15 protein-coding genes are annotated in these 14,432 nt (G+C 68.9%); 6 read left to right on the top strand and 9 right to left on the bottom strand.

All coding sequences use genetic code 11. From position 1 onward, the window contains the following. Positions 1-173 precede the first annotated feature (173 nt). Both ACLM5J_RS13735 and ACLM5J_RS13730 read left to right on the top strand, forming a co-directional pair. A complete protein-coding gene (locus tag ACLM5J_RS13735; RefSeq protein ID WP_413656992.1) occupies positions 174-1,271 on the top strand; it encodes an ATP-dependent DNA ligase in 1,098 nt (365 codons plus the stop codon). Between the two features lie 20 nt (positions 1,272-1,291). Beyond that, complete coding sequence (locus ACLM5J_RS13730) at positions 1,292-1,837, top strand: hypothetical protein (RefSeq protein WP_413656991.1); 546 nt, start codon at positions 1,292-1,294, stop codon at positions 1,835-1,837. Positions 1,838-1,895: 58 nt separating this feature from the next. Here the strand turns inward: ACLM5J_RS13730 and ACLM5J_RS13725 are convergent, their stop codons facing one another. Next, complete coding sequence (locus tag ACLM5J_RS13725; RefSeq protein WP_413656990.1) at positions 1,896-3,008, bottom strand: DNA polymerase domain-containing protein; 1,113 nt, start codon at positions 3,006-3,008, stop codon at positions 1,896-1,898. A 65-nt stretch (positions 3,009-3,073) separates the two neighbouring features. Between ACLM5J_RS13725 and msrB the strand changes: the two genes are divergently transcribed. Continuing rightward, positions 3,074-3,478: a peptide-methionine (R)-S-oxide reductase MsrB gene (gene msrB, locus ACLM5J_RS13720; RefSeq protein WP_413656989.1), complete on the top strand. Its 405-nt coding sequence runs from the start codon at positions 3,074-3,076 to the stop codon at positions 3,476-3,478. Positions 3,479-3,517: 39 nt separating this feature from the next. Here the strand turns inward: msrB and ACLM5J_RS13715 are convergent, their stop codons facing one another. Together ACLM5J_RS13715 and ACLM5J_RS13710 are read right to left on the bottom strand one after the other, a co-directional pair. After that, positions 3,518-3,931, bottom strand: a complete 414-nt coding sequence (locus tag ACLM5J_RS13715) for a rhodanese-like domain-containing protein (protein WP_413656988.1) — start codon at positions 3,929-3,931, stop codon at positions 3,518-3,520. Beyond that, the gene (locus tag ACLM5J_RS13710) at positions 3,928-4,386 is read right to left on the bottom strand and encodes a cysteine dioxygenase (RefSeq protein WP_413656987.1); all 459 of its coding nucleotides are present in this window, start codon (positions 4,384-4,386) and stop codon (positions 3,928-3,930) included. Before ACLM5J_RS13710 ends, ACLM5J_RS13715 begins: the two co-directional genes overlap by 4 nt. A 228-nt stretch (positions 4,387-4,614) precedes the next feature. Between ACLM5J_RS13710 and hemQ the strand changes: the two genes are divergently transcribed. Next, entirely contained in the window at positions 4,615-5,313 is a 699-nt protein-coding gene (gene hemQ / locus ACLM5J_RS13705) for a hydrogen peroxide-dependent heme synthase (protein ID WP_413656986.1), read from the top strand. Positions 5,314-5,369: 56 nt separating this feature from the next. On the opposite strand, the gene hemG is transcribed toward hemQ, so the two are convergent. From hemG to sfnG, 5 genes are all read right to left on the bottom strand, one after another. After that, positions 5,370-6,818: a protoporphyrinogen oxidase gene (gene hemG, locus ACLM5J_RS13700; protein WP_413656985.1), complete on the bottom strand. Its 1,449-nt coding sequence runs from the start codon at positions 6,816-6,818 to the stop codon at positions 5,370-5,372. A gap of 243 nt (positions 6,819-7,061) precedes the next feature. Beyond that, on the bottom strand, positions 7,062-7,568 hold the full coding sequence (locus tag ACLM5J_RS13695) for a flavin reductase family protein (protein WP_413656984.1): 507 nt from the start codon (positions 7,566-7,568) through the stop codon (positions 7,062-7,064). After that, positions 7,565-8,731 (bottom strand): LLM class flavin-dependent oxidoreductase, encoded by a 1,167-nt coding sequence (locus ACLM5J_RS13690; protein WP_413656983.1) that lies wholly within the window; start codon positions 8,729-8,731, stop codon positions 7,565-7,567. Before ACLM5J_RS13690 ends, ACLM5J_RS13695 begins: the two co-directional genes overlap by 4 nt. 33 nt (positions 8,732-8,764) lie before the next feature. Continuing rightward, positions 8,765-9,973: an SfnB family sulfur acquisition oxidoreductase gene (locus ACLM5J_RS13685; RefSeq protein WP_413656982.1), complete on the bottom strand. Its 1,209-nt coding sequence runs from the start codon at positions 9,971-9,973 to the stop codon at positions 8,765-8,767. Further along, positions 9,973-11,085, bottom strand: a complete 1,113-nt coding sequence (gene sfnG / locus ACLM5J_RS13680) for a dimethylsulfone monooxygenase SfnG (protein WP_413656981.1) — start codon at positions 11,083-11,085, stop codon at positions 9,973-9,975. The genes ACLM5J_RS13685 and sfnG overlap by 1 nt, the downstream gene beginning before the upstream one ends. 278 nt (positions 11,086-11,363) lie before the next feature. Between sfnG and ACLM5J_RS13675 the strand changes: the two genes are divergently transcribed. Next, on the top strand, positions 11,364-12,290 hold the full coding sequence (locus tag ACLM5J_RS13675; RefSeq protein WP_413656980.1) for a LysR family transcriptional regulator: 927 nt from the start codon (positions 11,364-11,366) through the stop codon (positions 12,288-12,290). Positions 12,291-12,367: 77 nt separating this feature from the next. After that, a complete protein-coding gene (locus ACLM5J_RS13670; RefSeq protein WP_413656979.1) occupies positions 12,368-13,312 on the top strand; it encodes a DUF4349 domain-containing protein in 945 nt (314 codons plus the stop codon). A 36-nt stretch (positions 13,313-13,348) separates the two neighbouring features. On the opposite strand, the gene hemE is transcribed toward ACLM5J_RS13670, so the two are convergent. Continuing rightward, on the bottom strand, positions 13,349-14,374 hold the full coding sequence (hemE, locus tag ACLM5J_RS13665; RefSeq protein WP_413656978.1) for a uroporphyrinogen decarboxylase: 1,026 nt from the start codon (positions 14,372-14,374) through the stop codon (positions 13,349-13,351). Positions 14,375-14,432: the final 58 nt, after the last annotated feature.

Raw genomic sequence — 14,432 nt, 5'->3', positions numbered from 1 at the left:
TAACTCTACTTTAACCAGAGGGGTGGAGACGTGCCGCGCTTTCCCGCAGGATCGGCGTGTGGCCGCCGCTCGGTGCCGGCAAGGTTGGCATCACGCCCTCTTCAGGCTGTCGAGGCGCGCAGGAGCCAGCTGAGTCGCACCGTAGAACGGCCTACCGACACTACGGTTGGCTCATGGACCTGCCCGTGATGCCGCCGCTGCTGCCCATGCTCGCCAAGCCGATCGCCTCCGTGGCCGCGACCGCCAAGCACGGCGAGGTGCTCTTCGAGCCCAAGTGGGACGGGTTCCGCTGCCTGATCTTCAAGGACGGCGAGGAGGTCGAGCTCGCGTCGCGCAACACCAAGCCGCTGACCCGATACTTCCCCGAGGTCGTCGCGGCCGCGCTTGAGCAGCTCCCGGACCGCTGCGTCCTCGACGGCGAGATCTTCGTGGCGCTCGGCGAGCCCGGCAACCAGCGCCTCGAGTTCGAACGGCTGCAGGATCGCATCCACCCGGCGAAGTCTCGGGTCGCGAAGCTCGCCGAGGAGACGCCGGCCGGATTCGCGGCGTTCGATCTGCTCGCCCTGGACGACACCGCATGGATCGAGCGCCCGCTGCGCGAACGACGTCAGGCCCTGGAAGGAGCGCTGGCCGGCTTGGACGGCCCCTGCTTCCTCAGCCGGGTCACCACCGATCCCGACACCGCCCAGGCGTGGTTCCACGAGCTCGAAGGCGCCGGTTTCGACGGCATCATCGCCAAGCCGCTCGACGCCAACTACGCGCCGAATCAGCGGTCGATGTTCAAGATCAAACACTCCCGCACCGCCGACGTCGTGCTCTGCGGCTACCGCGAACACAAGACATCGACGCCGGAGAACCCGCTGATCGGGTCGCTGCTCCTCGGTCTCTGGGACGGCGACTCGCTCCAGCACATCGGCGTCTCGGCGAGCTTCACCGCGAAGCGCCGTGCCGAGCTGTGGCAGGAGCTGCAGCCTCTGGTCTGCACCATCGACGAGCACCCCTGGGCAGCCTGGGGCGCAGCCGCGATCGCCAACCCGGATCGGGTCCCGGGCACCCAGTCCCGGTGGTCGGCCGGGAAGGACCTCTCGTTCACACCGCTGCGCCCGGAACGGGTGATCGAGGTGGGCTACGACCACATGGAAGGGCGCCGCTTCCGGCACACCGCCCAGTTCAAACACTGGCGCGACGACCGCGACCCGAAGAGCTGCACCTACGAGCAATTGGAAGAGCCGACCAGCTACGACCTGGCTAAGATCTTAAGTATCGACTGACGCTCGGAAGGGGATCCATCATGTCCACCCAGAAGCCCGAGAAATATGACGTTGTGCTGCTCTGCGAGGACGCACTCTCACGCCTCGACGCCCAGCAGGTCGTCTCCCTCCACGACGAACTGCGCGCCGAAGGCACCGATGTCGCCTACACCGTGCTGCTGCCGATCGACGACGCCGCCGCGAAGGTCGAGGCCGCGATGAGCTCGCTGGCCGCGGGCGAGGTGATGGCCTCTCCCGCCCTCGCCATGAGCGACGTCGACCTCGAAGAGGTTCGCCGCGAATGCCGTGAGCGCTCCGAGAAGAACCTGGCCGAGTCACTCACCCAGCTCCGGGCGATCACCGGGAACGTCTCGGGCAAGGTGGTCTCCGGTCAGCCGATCGACGCGCTCTCCGAGGTGGTCAAGGAGATCGACGCCCGTGAGGCGATCATCCTCACCCAGCCGCACGTGGTGGCCGAGTTCTTCCACCTCGACTGGACCTCCAAGGCGCGCCGGAAGATCGGCGTCCCGGTACTCCATCTGCTGGAGCGGGAGACCTTCGCCGAACAGGGCGAGAGCGGCGTCTGAACGCCAACTCCCAGCGAACTTCAAGTTTTGAACAAACTTGAAGTTCGCTGGGAGTTCGTCATTCCTCGATCCGGTTTCCCTGCTCGTCCCAGTGCTCGGCGACCTTCTTGCTGGGCTGCACGCGCGGCGGCTCACCCGGCATCTTCGGGTAGTCCGGCGGGTAGTTCAGCTCCACCGGATGCTCGTTCCACAGCGCCAGCAACGGCTCCAACGAGTGGGCGAGGTCGTCGATCTCGGCCCACGCGTCGCCGTCAGCCATCCGCTCAGGCACAGTGAAAAGGTTGAAGTCCATCCGCTCAGGCACAGTGAAAAGGTTGAAGTCGCGGGGGTCCTTCACCTCGGCCAGTTCCTGCCAACTCAACGGCGTCGAGACCGGGGCTCCCGGCAAGGGGCGCAGTGAGTAGGCCGAGGCGATCGTGCGGTCGCGGGAGTTCTGGTTGAAGTCGACGAAGATCCGCTCGCCACGTTCCTCCTTCCACCAGGCGGTGGTGACGCCGTCGTCGCGCTTCTCCAGCTCGCGTCCGAAAGCGATCGCGGCATGCCGGACGTCGACGAAATCCCACCGCGGTTCGATCCGCAGGAAGATGTGGATCCCCCGGTTGCCGCTGGTCTTCGCGAAGCCGCGCATCCCGAGGTCTTCGAGAAGTTCGCGGGCGACGTCGGCGACCCGGCGTGCGTCCGCGAAATTGGTGCCGGGCTGAGGATCGAGGTCGATCCGCAGCTCGTCCGGACGGTCGACGTCGGCACGCCGTACCGGCCACGGGTGGAAGGTGAGGGTGCCCATGTGGGCGCACCAGATCGGCACTGCCAACTCGGTCGGGCAGATCTCGTCCGCGGTCCGCCCCGAGGGGAAGGTGATGGTCGCCGTCTCCAGGTAGTCGGGCGCACCCTTGGGCACCCGCTTCTGGTAGAACGCGTCGGCGTTGCGGTCGCCGGGTCCGGTGGCCAGCTTCATCCCGTCGCGGACCCCGCCCGGCCAACGTTCCAAGGCGGTCGGTCGATCACGCAGGGCGCGCATCAGACCGTCGCCGACAGAGGCGAAGTACTCGGCCACCATCAACTTGGTCACCTCGGCGGTCCGCTCGGTCGCCTCGTAGATGACCCGGTCCGGACTGCTGACCCGGACCTCACGCCCGTCGACCTGCACCATCGCCGCCGCTGCCTTCGCCATGTTCACACCCTAGTGGCGCGGCTGGCGAGACGTCCGGTACGCAGATGCCGAGCTACGGTTGTGCCATGGCCTACAACGTGGAGAAGAGCGACGCCGAGTGGCGCGCCGAGTTGAGTCCCGAGGAGTACGCCGTGCTTCGCCAGGCAGGGACCGAGCGTGCCTTCGTCGGCGAGTACACCGACACCGAGACGGTCGGCACCTACAAGTGCAAGGCCTGCGACGCGACGCTGTTCAGCTCCGAGACGAAGTTCCACTCGGGCTGCGGCTGGCCGTCCTTTTATCAGCCCGTCACCGACACGGTCGAGTACATCGAGGACAACTCGCACGGCATGCAGCGCACGGAGGTCCGGTGCGCCAACTGCGGTTCTCACCTCGGGCATGTCTTCCCCGACGGGTTCGGCACGCCGACCGGAGACCGCTACTGCATCAACAGCATCGCGCTCACCCTGGAGACCCCCAGCTCAATGTGAGCTGAGGGTCGTCCCGAGGGCGATTTCCGGACGCTCAGCTCACATCGAGCTGGGGAGGCCGGCAGCTAGCCACGCCTCGAAGCCGCCGATGACGTCGACGGCGTTGCGCACGCCCAGGGCACGCAGCTCCTCGGCGAGCTGCTGGGACGAGTCGCCACGGCCACTCAGCAGCACCACCCGCGCGTCATACGAGGCTTCGGGCAACGCCGTCTCGCTGCGCGGGTCGAGGCGCCACTCCAACAGGTGCCGGTCGATGACCCGGGGCAGCAGGATCGGATGCGGCGAACCGTGACGGCGTCGCGCCAGCTCACTGCGGACGTCGGCCAGGACCACCCCGCCACGGAGCAACTCCTGGAACGCCGCACGGGCACTGATCCGGCCCGGCACACCGACGCCGTCGCCGGGCGCGAACGCCGAGGCTTCGAACTCCTGGGCAGCGATCGAGAGGCTCATGCCGCACCCCACTCCGCCGAGGCGGTCTCGACGCCGATCGGGTCGAGCAGTGAACCCAACAGCCGGTAACGGGTCATCGACGTCAGCCGCGGCGAGTAGACGTGGAGCGACGTCGCCGGCACCGCGCCGAGGTTGTGGATGTCGTGCACGTGGGCGGAGTTGAACGACCAGGCGTCTCGCACCCCCACGCTGCGGACCTGCACGCCGTTGCCACGGCTGTACTCGGTCAGCCGACCGGCGATGGTGGTGAAGGCGCCGTAGGCGTCGCCGTGGTCGTGCCAGCCCGAACTACTTCCGGGCGGCCAGGTGATCAGCCAGGCGTGCAGGTACTCGCTGGCGATGAGTTCGGTGCGTTGCCGGTGAGGTGCGCCGGCGTCGTGCAGGTGAAGCAGTTCGGGGTCGTCCGCGATGTCGCGGAGCGCCTCCAACAGAGGCAGGACAGCCAAAGAGGACATGGTTTCTCCAGGGACGTGTGTGAGTGACGGGGAAAGTCGTCACAGACAGAGGTCGCTGGCGGTACGCCGCAGGTCGACATGGAGGCGCTGGATCAGCCCTCCGCGAATGTCGACCATCATGCTCATGTTTCCAGTCTGCCTGATTCGTTCGAAAGAAGCAACCGACTCCGAGTGGGACCGGGCGGACCCTCCGTGACTGGGCTGGGAGCCGCTCGGCACAATGGCGGCATGACTTCGAACGCTGCCCGGGCCCGCGAACTCAACGACACCATCCGGTACACGATGTGGTCGGTCTTCAAGCTGCGCGACGTCCTCGGTGACGCCGACCGCGCCGCCGAGGCCGCCGAGGTCCAGGCGCTCTTCGATGCACTCGCCGCCGAGGACATCGTGGTCCGCGGGACCTACGACGTCTCGGGCCTGCGCGCCGACGCCGACCTGATGGTCTGGTGGCACGCGGCCACCTCCGAGGAGCTCCAGTCGGCCTACAACCGGCTGCGCCGCACCGCCTTCGGCCGCCGCCTCGAGCCGGTCTGGTCGCAGATGGCGCTGCACCGCCCGGCCGAGTTCAACAAGAGCCACATCCCGGCCTTCCTCGCCGACGAGGAGCCCCAGGCGCACGTCTGCGTCTACCCGTTCGTGCGCTCCTACGAGTGGTACCTGCTCGAGGACGGCGAGCGTCGTCGGATGCTCGCCGAGCACGGCAAGATGGCCCGCGACTACAAGGATGTCCGCGCCAACACCGTCTCCTCGTTCGCGCTCGGCGACTACGAGTGGCTGCTCGCCTTCGAGGCCGACCAGCTCGACCGGATCGTCGACCTGATGCGGCACCTGCGTGCCTCGGATGCGCGGCGTCACGTGCGCGAGGAGATCCCGTTCTACACCGGTGCGCGCACCTCGGTAACTGACCTGTTGCTGCGTCTTCCCTGACGCTGCCGAACGAAAAGCCCCCGAAAACGTCGTTTTCGGGGGCTTTTCGTCAGGGACTATCTCGGTGGGGTGGCGAGGAGTTGGGTGACGGCGCGCTCCGCGGAGGCGATGCAGGCGGGGATGCCGACGCCGTCGTAGAGGGCGCCGCAGACCGCGAGGCCTGAGACTTCGGCGACCGCCTCCCGGATCGCGGCGACCCGGTCGCGGTGACCGACGGCGTACTGCGGGAGGCCGCCGCCCCACCGCTGCACGTGGACGTCCAACGGGCGCGCCCGCAGACCGGTGGCGTCCGCCAGATCGGCCAGCGACCAGGCGACCAGTTCGTCGTCAGCGGCCTGCAACCCGACGGCGTCACCGTGCCGGCCCAGCGAGGTACGCAGATGGACGACGTCGCCGCCGTCAGTCGAGCGGCCGGCGTCACGGACCCACGCCCATTTGCCGAACGAGAAGGTCGACGCCTTGATCCGGCTCTTCTCACTCGGCGGCACCAGGAAACCGGAGACCGAGCCGTCCAACGCCGCCAGCCCGGCGAGGTCCGCTGCCCGGAAGGCGAAGGTGACCACCACGACCGAGGCCGTCTCGCACTCTGCCAGCAACCCCGAGGCACCGGGCGCCAACTCGGCCAGTAGACGCGCCGTGGGCGCTGCCGGGGTCGCCAGGACCACCCGGTCCGCAGTGATCGTCTCGCTCACCGGTAGCCCTGCGGCCGCGTCGTCACCAGGGACCGCGGAGCGGACGGCGTCCGCACCGGACGACGCCGCGCCGATCTCCACGACGAAGCCGGTCGCCACCCGGCGGAGCGAGCGAACCGGCGTGTTGCGCCGCACCGTGAACGCGCCACGCTCGACGAGCCGTTCGGGGAGTTGTCCCATCCCGCCCGCGAGACCGGCGAAGACCGGCACCTGCGACGTCGGCAGCGCGGTCGCCTGCTCCACCAGCGAGCCGCGCCGCACGAACTCCAGCAGCTGCGGCACGGCGGCTGCTGCGGAGATCCGATGCGCATGACCGGCGTAGACACCGCCGAGGAGCGGCTCGGTGAGCTGGTCGACGACCTCGGGCCCACAGCGCCGGGCCAGCAGCTCCCCGACCGAGATGTCGCCGTCGACGATCTCCGGACCGAGGCCGCGTTCGGCCTCGACCGCCGCCAGACCGGCGTCGCTGAGGAGCCCGCTGGCCCGCAATCCGTCCAGGTCCATCGGCACGCCCATCAGCGATCGCGGCATCGGCCGCAGCCGGCCGCGGGAGTAGATCCGCGAGCCGGCTTTGGTGGGATGGACGATCTCGAGGCCGAGCTCACGCGCCAGCGCGACCCCTTCGGGGCGACGGTTGAGCATCGCTTCGGCCCCGACGTCCACCTGCACACCAGCCACCGCGGCCGTCCGCAACTTGCCACCGATCCGGTCGCTGCCCTCGAGGACGATCACCTCGTACCCCGGCTCGGCAGCCAGCCGATAGGCGGCACTCAGCCCGGAGATCCCGGCACCGACCACTACGACCCGCGTCATGGGAACAGCGTTTCATGCACCGCCTGTCCAGGCGACTCCGCGCCCGTCGCGCTGATCTCGACAAGCTCGATCAACGGGCGCCGGCTCGATCAACGGACGCCGGCTCGATCAACGGACGCCAACCTGATCTCGACAAGCTCGATCAACGGGAGCCAGCTCGATCAGCGGACGCCAGCTCGATCAACGGGGCCCCGTCCGGCCCGACGAGTGGTGGCGTCGGGCCGGACGGGAGTCAGCGGGCGCTCACGACGAGAGCCGGGTGAAAGCGCTGCGGTGGAAGACCAACGGCGGGCTGTCGTCGGCCTGCTCCACGGCATGCAACCGCAGCAGGACGATGGTGTGGTCGCCAGCCTCCACCTCGCGGTAGATCGAGCAGTCGAACCGGGCCAGTCCGTCGTCCAGCGTCACGGCGCCCTGTGGGCTCCGGGTCACCTCAAGCCCGTCGAAGCGGCGGGCCGGATCTCCGGCCAACTGGCGGCAGGCGGCGCCGTGCCCTTCGGCGAGGACACTCAGGCCCAGATGGTCGGCGCGACGCAGGTCGGGCCAGGTCTTGGAGGTGTTGGCCACCGAGACCGAGACCAGCGGAGGGTCCAGGCTGACCGAGGTGAAGGAGCTCGCGGCCAACCCGACCAGCGTGCCGTCCACCTCGGCCGCCACCGCGACGACCCCGCTCGGGAAGACGCCGAAGGCCTGCCGCAGGGCGTGCGGATCGAGGTCCTGGTTGGTCCTCAACCCGGCGACGACGGTCATGAGGCCGCCACCTTCGCACCCGCGAACGGCACACTGCCGGACACCTGGCGCTGCGGCCTCGGGTCCACCCATCGTCCACGTTCGGCCAGGATCGGCAGCACGCCCTCACCGAACCAGTAGGCACCCTCCAGGTGCGGATAGGCGGAGAGCACGAACTCCTCGATCCCGAGGTCGGCGTACTCGCAGACCAGGTCCGCGACCTCCTCATGGCTGCCCACCATCGCGGTCCCGGCACCACCGCGGACCAGGCCGATCCCGGCCCACAGGTTCGGGTGGATCTCGAGCCGGTCGGCCCTGCCGCCGTGCAGGTCGAGCATCCGGCGCTGGCCCTCCGACTCGCTGCGGGCCAGCCCGGCTTGGACATCGGCGATCGCCGACTGCGGCATCTGGGCCAGCAGCCGGTCGGCCTCCGCCCAGGCCTCGGCCGAGGTATCGCGGGTGATCGTGTGCAGCCGGATGCCGAACCTGATCTTCCGCCCTTCACGCTCGGCCAGGCCGCGGATCCAGGCGATCTTCTCGGCCACCGCGGCCGGCGGCTCGCCCCAGGTCAGGTAGACGTCGGCATGGCGGGCCGCCACCCGTCCGGCGGCGGGCGACGAACCACCGAAGTAGATCTCCGGCGCCGGGCTGGGCACCTGGGCCAACTTCGCGGCCTCCACGGCAAGGTGTTCGCCGGCATAGGTGACCGTCTCCCCCGCCCACAACCGCCGCACGATCTCCAGGAACTCGTCGCACCGTTCGTAGCGAGCGTCCTTGTCGAGGAAGTCGCCGAACATCCTCTGCTCGTGGCTCTCGCCACCGGTGACCACGTTGAGCAGCAGGCGCCCGCCGGTCAGGTTCTGGTAGGTGCTCGCCATCTGTGCGGCCAGGAACGGAGCGACCAGACCCGGACGGAAGGCGACCAGGAACTTCAACCGCTCCGAGGTCTGGGAGAGCATCGCGGTACTCAGCCACGCGTCCTCGCACCAGGCCCCGGCCGGCGTCAGCGCGGCCTCGAAGCCGTTCTCCTCGGCAGCCCGAGCGACCTGGGTCAGGTAGCCGATGTCCGCCGGTCGACCGTTGGGGCCGGTGGAGACGCCGTGGCCGCCGGCGATCACGTGCCGCCCGTCCCCGCCGTTGGTCGGCAGGAACCAGTGGAAAGTGAGCGGGTGGGGGGATGACATGGGGTCACTTCCTCAAAGAAATAAGGGGATTGATCAGATCTGACCGTGGTTGGGCGGCAACGTTCCGTCGACCGCGTAGCGGCCGAGGTGCTGCACCTTCCACGTGGCTGGGTCGTGCAGGGTGTGCGTGCGCGCGTTCCGCCAGTGCCGGTGCAGGTTGAGTCCGTCCAGCGCCGACCGGGTACCGGCGACGTCGAAGAGTCCGCTGGAGATCTCGACGGCGGCAGCCGCACTGCTGGCTCGTGCCGCGGCCACCGCCAGGCTGGCCGCACCCGCCGACTCCGCCGTCAGCTCGACCTCCGCAGCCTCGACGGCGCGCGCCGCGGTCGCAAGCAGTGCCTCGGCGGCGCGAAGCTGGAGCTCGAACGTCCCGAACCGCTGCACGATCAGTGGATCGTCACCGGCCCGTGCGACCTGGGCGTCGGGATAGGGACGGCTCTTCTCCCGGACGAACCGCGCGGCGTCGGTGAGCGCGCCACGGGCGATCCCGGCGTCGATAGCGGAGTGCACCAGTTGGGCCCAGGCGCCGTAGACCTGCGGGCGTTCGAAGGTCAGGTGGTAGGGCGTGATCAAAGCGTCGGCGACGCGGACGTCGTCGAGCCGGACGGTCCCGGACGCGGTGGTCCGCTGCCCCATCCCCGACCAGTCGTCGACGACGGTGACGCCGTCGGCGTCGCGTTCCACCCAGGCGACATGGAGCGGGCCGTCCACGTCGAGGTGCGCGAGCACCGGGATCCAGTGCGCGAAGAGAGCACCGGTGGAGTACCCCTTCTCGCCACGCAGCAGCCACGACTCCCCACCGTCGGGGTGCAACGTGGTGCGGAGGTCGCGGACATGCTGGGTGCCGACCTCGGACTGAGCGTTGCCGAACCGCTTCCCGGCCAGCACCTCGCGGAGCAGGAACCGTTGCTGGGCAGGGGTTCCGTTCTCCCGTAGGGCGTTGACATAGGCGAAGTGACTCTGCGGGATCTGGGCGATCGAAGGGTCGGCGGTGGCCAGCAGTCGGGTCACCTCGGCGACGACGACCGGCCCCAGACCGGCGCCGCCGAACTCGACCGGCACGGTGATCGCCAGCAGCCCGCTCGCCGACAGCTGGTCGAGCTCCGCGGCGGGCAGGAGCCGTTCGGCGTCGCGATCCGACGCGGTCACGGCGAACCGGTCCGCCAACTCGGCAGCGACCCGGACGGCGCTCGCGGCGTCGAGTACCGGGACCGTCGCAACATCGGCCACGGTGACCGGCATCAGGCGGCCTTCTCGGCCTCGGCGGCCTCGAGCTCGCGGATGATCGGCAGCACCTTCTCCCCGAAGTACTGCACCTCCTCCTGGAAGTGTAGGAAGCCGAGCAGCAGAAGGTCGGCGCCCCGACGCTTGTACTCCAACGCCCGGCGCGCGACCTGCTCCGGCGTGCCGATCAGGCCGGTCCGGAAGCCGTCGTTGTACTGGACGAGGTCGGCGAACTCCGAGTCCTGCCACATGCCGGTCCTGTCGCCGGTCGCTTGCCCCGCCTGCTTGACGGCGGAGCCGAACCCTTCGACCGCCTCCCGGTCGGCGTTGGCGATGATCTCGCGCAACGTCTCGCGGGCCTCGGCCTCGGTGTCGCGGGCGATCATGAATCCGTTTACGCCGAACCTGATCGTCCGACCGGCGACGGCGGCCTGCGCCGAAACGTCCTTGACCTGCTCCTCGATCCCCTCCGGCGTGTTGCCGTTGGCGAAGTACCAGTCGCTGACCCGGCCGGCCATCGCGCGGGCGTCGGTCGAGTTGCCACCTTGGAAGATCTCCGGGTGCGGACGACTGGGCGAGCTCAGCGGCTTCGGCTTGAGGTCGAAGTTGTGCAGCCGGTAGAAGTCGCCGTTGAACTCGGCGTCCTCCGAGGTCCAGATCTCACGGATGTAGGAGATGAACTCCTCCGCGCGCCGATACCGCTCGCCGTGCTCCAGCCAAGGCTCGCCGAGCTGGGTGAACTCGTCCTTGAACCACCCGGAGACCACGTTGATCGCGGCCCGACCGCCGGAGATCTGGTCGGCGGTGGCGATGAACTTGGCCAGTACGCCCGGCTGCCAGAGCCCGGGGTGGACGGCGGAGATCACCTTGAGTCGTTCGGTGGCGAGCAGCAGCGCCAGGCTGAAGCTGGTCGACTCGTGCTGGTACGCAGCCCCGTAGGAGGCCATGTAGCGCACCTGGGTCAGGGCGTAGTCGAAGCCGTTGCGCTCCGCCAACTGGGCGAGCACCTTGTTGTACTCGTAGCTCCAGTCGGTGCGCTGCTCGATCTTGGAGACCACCAGGCCCCCGCTCACGTTGGGCACCCAGTAGGCGAACTGCAAAGGCTGGGCGACGCCCGACGACTCAGTCATCCCGAACTCCCTAAAGTTTATTACTTGACTCGACTTTATATGGATATTGAGATGCCGACCAAGCTCAACCTCCCCCGGAACGAGCGAACCGGTGATCGGCGGAACCTCTCACCGGGCCCGCCGACCCACTTCGCCCTCTGATCAACTTTGTCTATTGAATTTGTGTAGTATTCGGAGCGCGGACCACCCGGATCGGCGAAACCAGCCACTCGGCGTCACCGATCGGGGCAGCGGACGAACCGATCACCCCGCAACCAGAGAACCAGGAGAGGCGCGCTATGCGGATCGAACAGTTGGAGTACCTGACCGCGGTCACCCGCCACGGCTCCTTGCGGCGCGCCAGCGAGCACCTCCACCTCTCCCAGCCCGCGCTCAGCGAGTCGGTCCGCAACCTGGAGCGCGAGCTCGGCGTCAACCTGCTCGACCGCCGCCGCTCCGGTGCCCGGATCAGCCGCGACGGACGCGACCTGCTGCAACCCATGCAAGACGTGCTCGACGCCGTCGAGCGGCTCCGCGCCGCTGCCGACAAACAGCACCACGCCGGCCAACTGGTCCGCCTGGCCACGGTCAACGCCGGCACCGCGCCGCTGGTCGCCCCAGCCCTGCATACCTTCCGCAGCAGTCGGCCTCATGCCCATGTAGAGGTGATCAATGCCCGCCAGAACGACATCCACGAGGGGCTCCTCGAGGGCAGTATCGACCTCGGCCTGGTCAACCGACTGGAGAGCGACGACGTCCCACCCGGGCTCCGCAGCATCGACCTGATCACCGGCCACCCGGTCGTGGTCCTCCGCAGCGACCACCCCCTTGCCGCGCAGCCCGCGATCTCGATGGCCGACTTCATCGCCCAGCCGTTCATCGCGATGCGCGCCGGCTACCTGATGCACCGCTTCGTACATCGCCTGCTCGACGGCGAGCATCCCCGCCTGGCCTGTAGCACCGACGGCGCCGAGATGGGCAAGGTGTTGGTCGCCGAAGGGATCGGCCTCACCGTGCTCCCCGACTTCAGCGTCAGCGGCGATCCGCTGGAACGGACCGGCCTTCTCGTCGCGCGCCCACTGGCGACCCCGGTCCCCGCCGTCACCCTGAGCCTGCAACACCGCGACGTCGGCCAACTCGCCACCGCCGCCCAGGAACTGGCCGCCACTCTGATCCGGCAAGGTGGATCGGTCCAGCAGTACGCGGTCGACCGCACCGTCTCCTGAGCGCAGACCGCTCGCTCGGCGAGCGCCGGGAACCTGAGCCACCAGCTCGGCGTCAGATCCCTATGCGAACACTCTCCGTGCCTCCCCGCCGCCTCGCCACCCTCGCTGCAGCTCTGGCTGCGCTGGGCGCGATCGGCGCCTGCGCCAGCAGCGGGGACGCGGAGCCCGACTCCGCACAGGCGGGCGGGGCGTCGGAGTCCGAGCCCGCCCCTGCCACGGATGAAGGCAGCGACGGGGCAGACAAGCTCAGTGCCCTGCGCGACGTCTCAGATGCCGCTCCGCTCTCCTACTACGAGGAGCCGGCCAAGGCCGACACCCCGATCCGCGACGCGGTGATCCGGACCGGGACCATCTCCCTGCGCTCGCCCGAGGTGGCTACCGCCCGCGCCGAGATCCAGGAGATCCTCGACGCGCACCGCGGCGAGGTCTCCAACGAGAAGACCACCTCCGACACCGAGGGCGAACTGACCCATGTCCGGGTGGTGGCCCGCGTCCCGTCAGGCCAGTTCGCCACCACGATGACGGCGCTGGAGGGGGTCGCCACCACCCTCGACTCGAAGGTCAATGCCAAGGACGTCACCACCGAGGTGATCGACGTCCAGGCCAGGGTCCGCTCCCAGGAGAAGAGCCTGCGCCGGATCGAGGACCTGCTCGCCAGCGCTGCCAACCTCGATCAGGTGATCGCGATCGAAGGCCAACTCGCTCGTCGCCAGGCCGACCTCGACTCACTGAAATCCCGGCTGGCGTGGCTCAAGGACCGCACCTCGCTCTCCACCATCACCATCAACCTCGGCCTGGAGCAGGCCGATGAACCCGCGCCGGAGAAGGACGACGACGGTTTCCTGGCAGGCCTCGGCGACGGCTGGGACGCTCTCGGCACGGCTACCACCAACGTCGCCACGGCAACCGGCGCCGCCACCCCGTTCCTCGCCCTCGGCGCCCTGGTCGGCACCCCGGTCTGGCTGGTGGCGCGCCACAACCGGCGCATCCGACGCAACGAGGCCGAGCCCGCTCAGGTCTGAGCCGACTCGGCCTCGTCAGCCGTTGGCGATCGGGGTTCAGACGTAGGAGTGGACGAAGTCGGTCAGCCGCTTGAGCTGGTCCGGGTTCGTCGACGGGATCACGCCGTGCCCCAGGTTGAAGATGTGCCCCTTGGCTGCGCGCCCCGCTTCGATCACCTGAGCGGCCCGCTCCAACATCACCTCGGTCGGCGCGAAGACCAGCGTCGGGTCCAGGTTGCCCTGGACGCCGCGGTCGCCGACCTGGCTGATCGCCTGGGCCATCGGGGTCCGCCAGTCGACGCCCACGACGTCCGCCCCGGCCTCGCCCATCAGGGTGAGCAGGTTCGAGGTGCCGACCCCGAAGTGGATCCGCGGCACACCGAGCTCACCGGCCGCAGCCAGCACCCGCGAGGAGTGCGGCATCACGGCAGTGCGGTAGTCCTCGGGGGTGAGCGCACCGGCCCACGAGTCGAAGAGCTGGACCGCGCTGGCCCCGGCGTCGACCTGCACCTTGAGGTAGGCGGTGGCGATCTGGCCGATCTTGCGCATCAACGCGTCCCACACCTCCGGCGCGCCGAACATCATCGCCTTGGTCTTGGCGTGCTCCTTGCTCGGACCACCCTCCACCAGATACGAGGCGACCGTGAACGGGGCACCGGCGAAACCGATCAACGGGGTGCCGCCGAGCTCGCCGACCAGGTTCTGTACGGCCTGGGTGATGAAGCCGACGTGCTCGGGAGTCAGGTCCGGGATCGCCTCGACGTCGGCGAGCGTACGCACCGGGTTCGCCACCACCGGACCGATGCCGGCCTTGATGTCGAGATCGACGCCGACCGCCTTGAGCGGGAGCACGATGTCGGAGAAGAAGATCGCCGCGTCCACGCCGTAACGGCGTACCGGCTGGAGTGTGATCTCGGTTACCAGATCGGGGTTCATGCAGGACTCGAGCATGCCGATGCCTTCACGGACCTTGAGGTACTCAGGCAGCGATCGCCCCGCCTGGCGCATGAACCAGACCGGCGTGTGCGACACCTCCTCACCACGTGCGGCACGGAGGAAGACTGAGTCAGCGAGAGCGGTCACTCTTGAATCCTCCCAGGTCAGGCGGCGTGGCACCGCATCCGGGCGGCCGTCGGCGACC

Source organism: Nocardioides sp. Bht2 (assembly GCF_047308515.1).
In the GTDB taxonomy this organism is placed as follows: Bacteria; Actinomycetota; Actinomycetes; order Propionibacteriales; family Nocardioidaceae; genus Nocardioides.
The sequence above is the reverse complement of the archived record's forward strand: the minus strand, read 5'-3'. Positions and strand labels throughout refer to the sequence as shown.

Bases quoted from the DNA above. Each gene is read 5' to 3' on its own strand.
- ACLM5J_RS13735 (WP_413656992.1), top strand. From the start codon at position 174: ATGGACCTGCCCGTGATGCCGCCGCTGCTGCCCATGCTCGCCAAGCCG.
- ACLM5J_RS13730 (WP_413656991.1), top strand. From the start codon at position 1,292: ATGTCCACCCAGAAGCCCGAGAAATATGACGTTGTGCTGCTCTGCGAG.
- ACLM5J_RS13725 (WP_413656990.1), bottom strand. From the start codon at position 3,008: ATGGCGAAGGCAGCGGCGGCGATGGTGCAGGTCGACGGGCGTGAGGTC.
- msrB (WP_413656989.1), top strand. From the start codon at position 3,074: ATGGCCTACAACGTGGAGAAGAGCGACGCCGAGTGGCGCGCCGAGTTG.
- ACLM5J_RS13715 (WP_413656988.1), bottom strand. From the start codon at position 3,931: ATGAGCCTCTCGATCGCTGCCCAGGAGTTCGAAGCCTCGGCGTTCGCG.
- ACLM5J_RS13710 (WP_413656987.1), bottom strand. From the start codon at position 4,386: ATGTCCTCTTTGGCTGTCCTGCCTCTGTTGGAGGCGCTCCGCGACATC.
- hemQ (WP_413656986.1), top strand. From the start codon at position 4,615: ATGACTTCGAACGCTGCCCGGGCCCGCGAACTCAACGACACCATCCGG.
- hemG (WP_413656985.1), bottom strand. From the start codon at position 6,818: ATGACGCGGGTCGTAGTGGTCGGTGCCGGGATCTCCGGGCTGAGTGCC.
- ACLM5J_RS13695 (WP_413656984.1), bottom strand. From the start codon at position 7,568: ATGACCGTCGTCGCCGGGTTGAGGACCAACCAGGACCTCGATCCGCAC.
- ACLM5J_RS13690 (WP_413656983.1), bottom strand. From the start codon at position 8,731: ATGTCATCCCCCCACCCGCTCACTTTCCACTGGTTCCTGCCGACCAAC.
- ACLM5J_RS13685 (WP_413656982.1), bottom strand. From the start codon at position 9,973: ATGCCGGTCACCGTGGCCGATGTTGCGACGGTCCCGGTACTCGACGCC.
- sfnG (WP_413656981.1), bottom strand. From the start codon at position 11,085: ATGACTGAGTCGTCGGGCGTCGCCCAGCCTTTGCAGTTCGCCTACTGG.
- ACLM5J_RS13675 (WP_413656980.1), top strand. From the start codon at position 11,364: ATGCGGATCGAACAGTTGGAGTACCTGACCGCGGTCACCCGCCACGGC.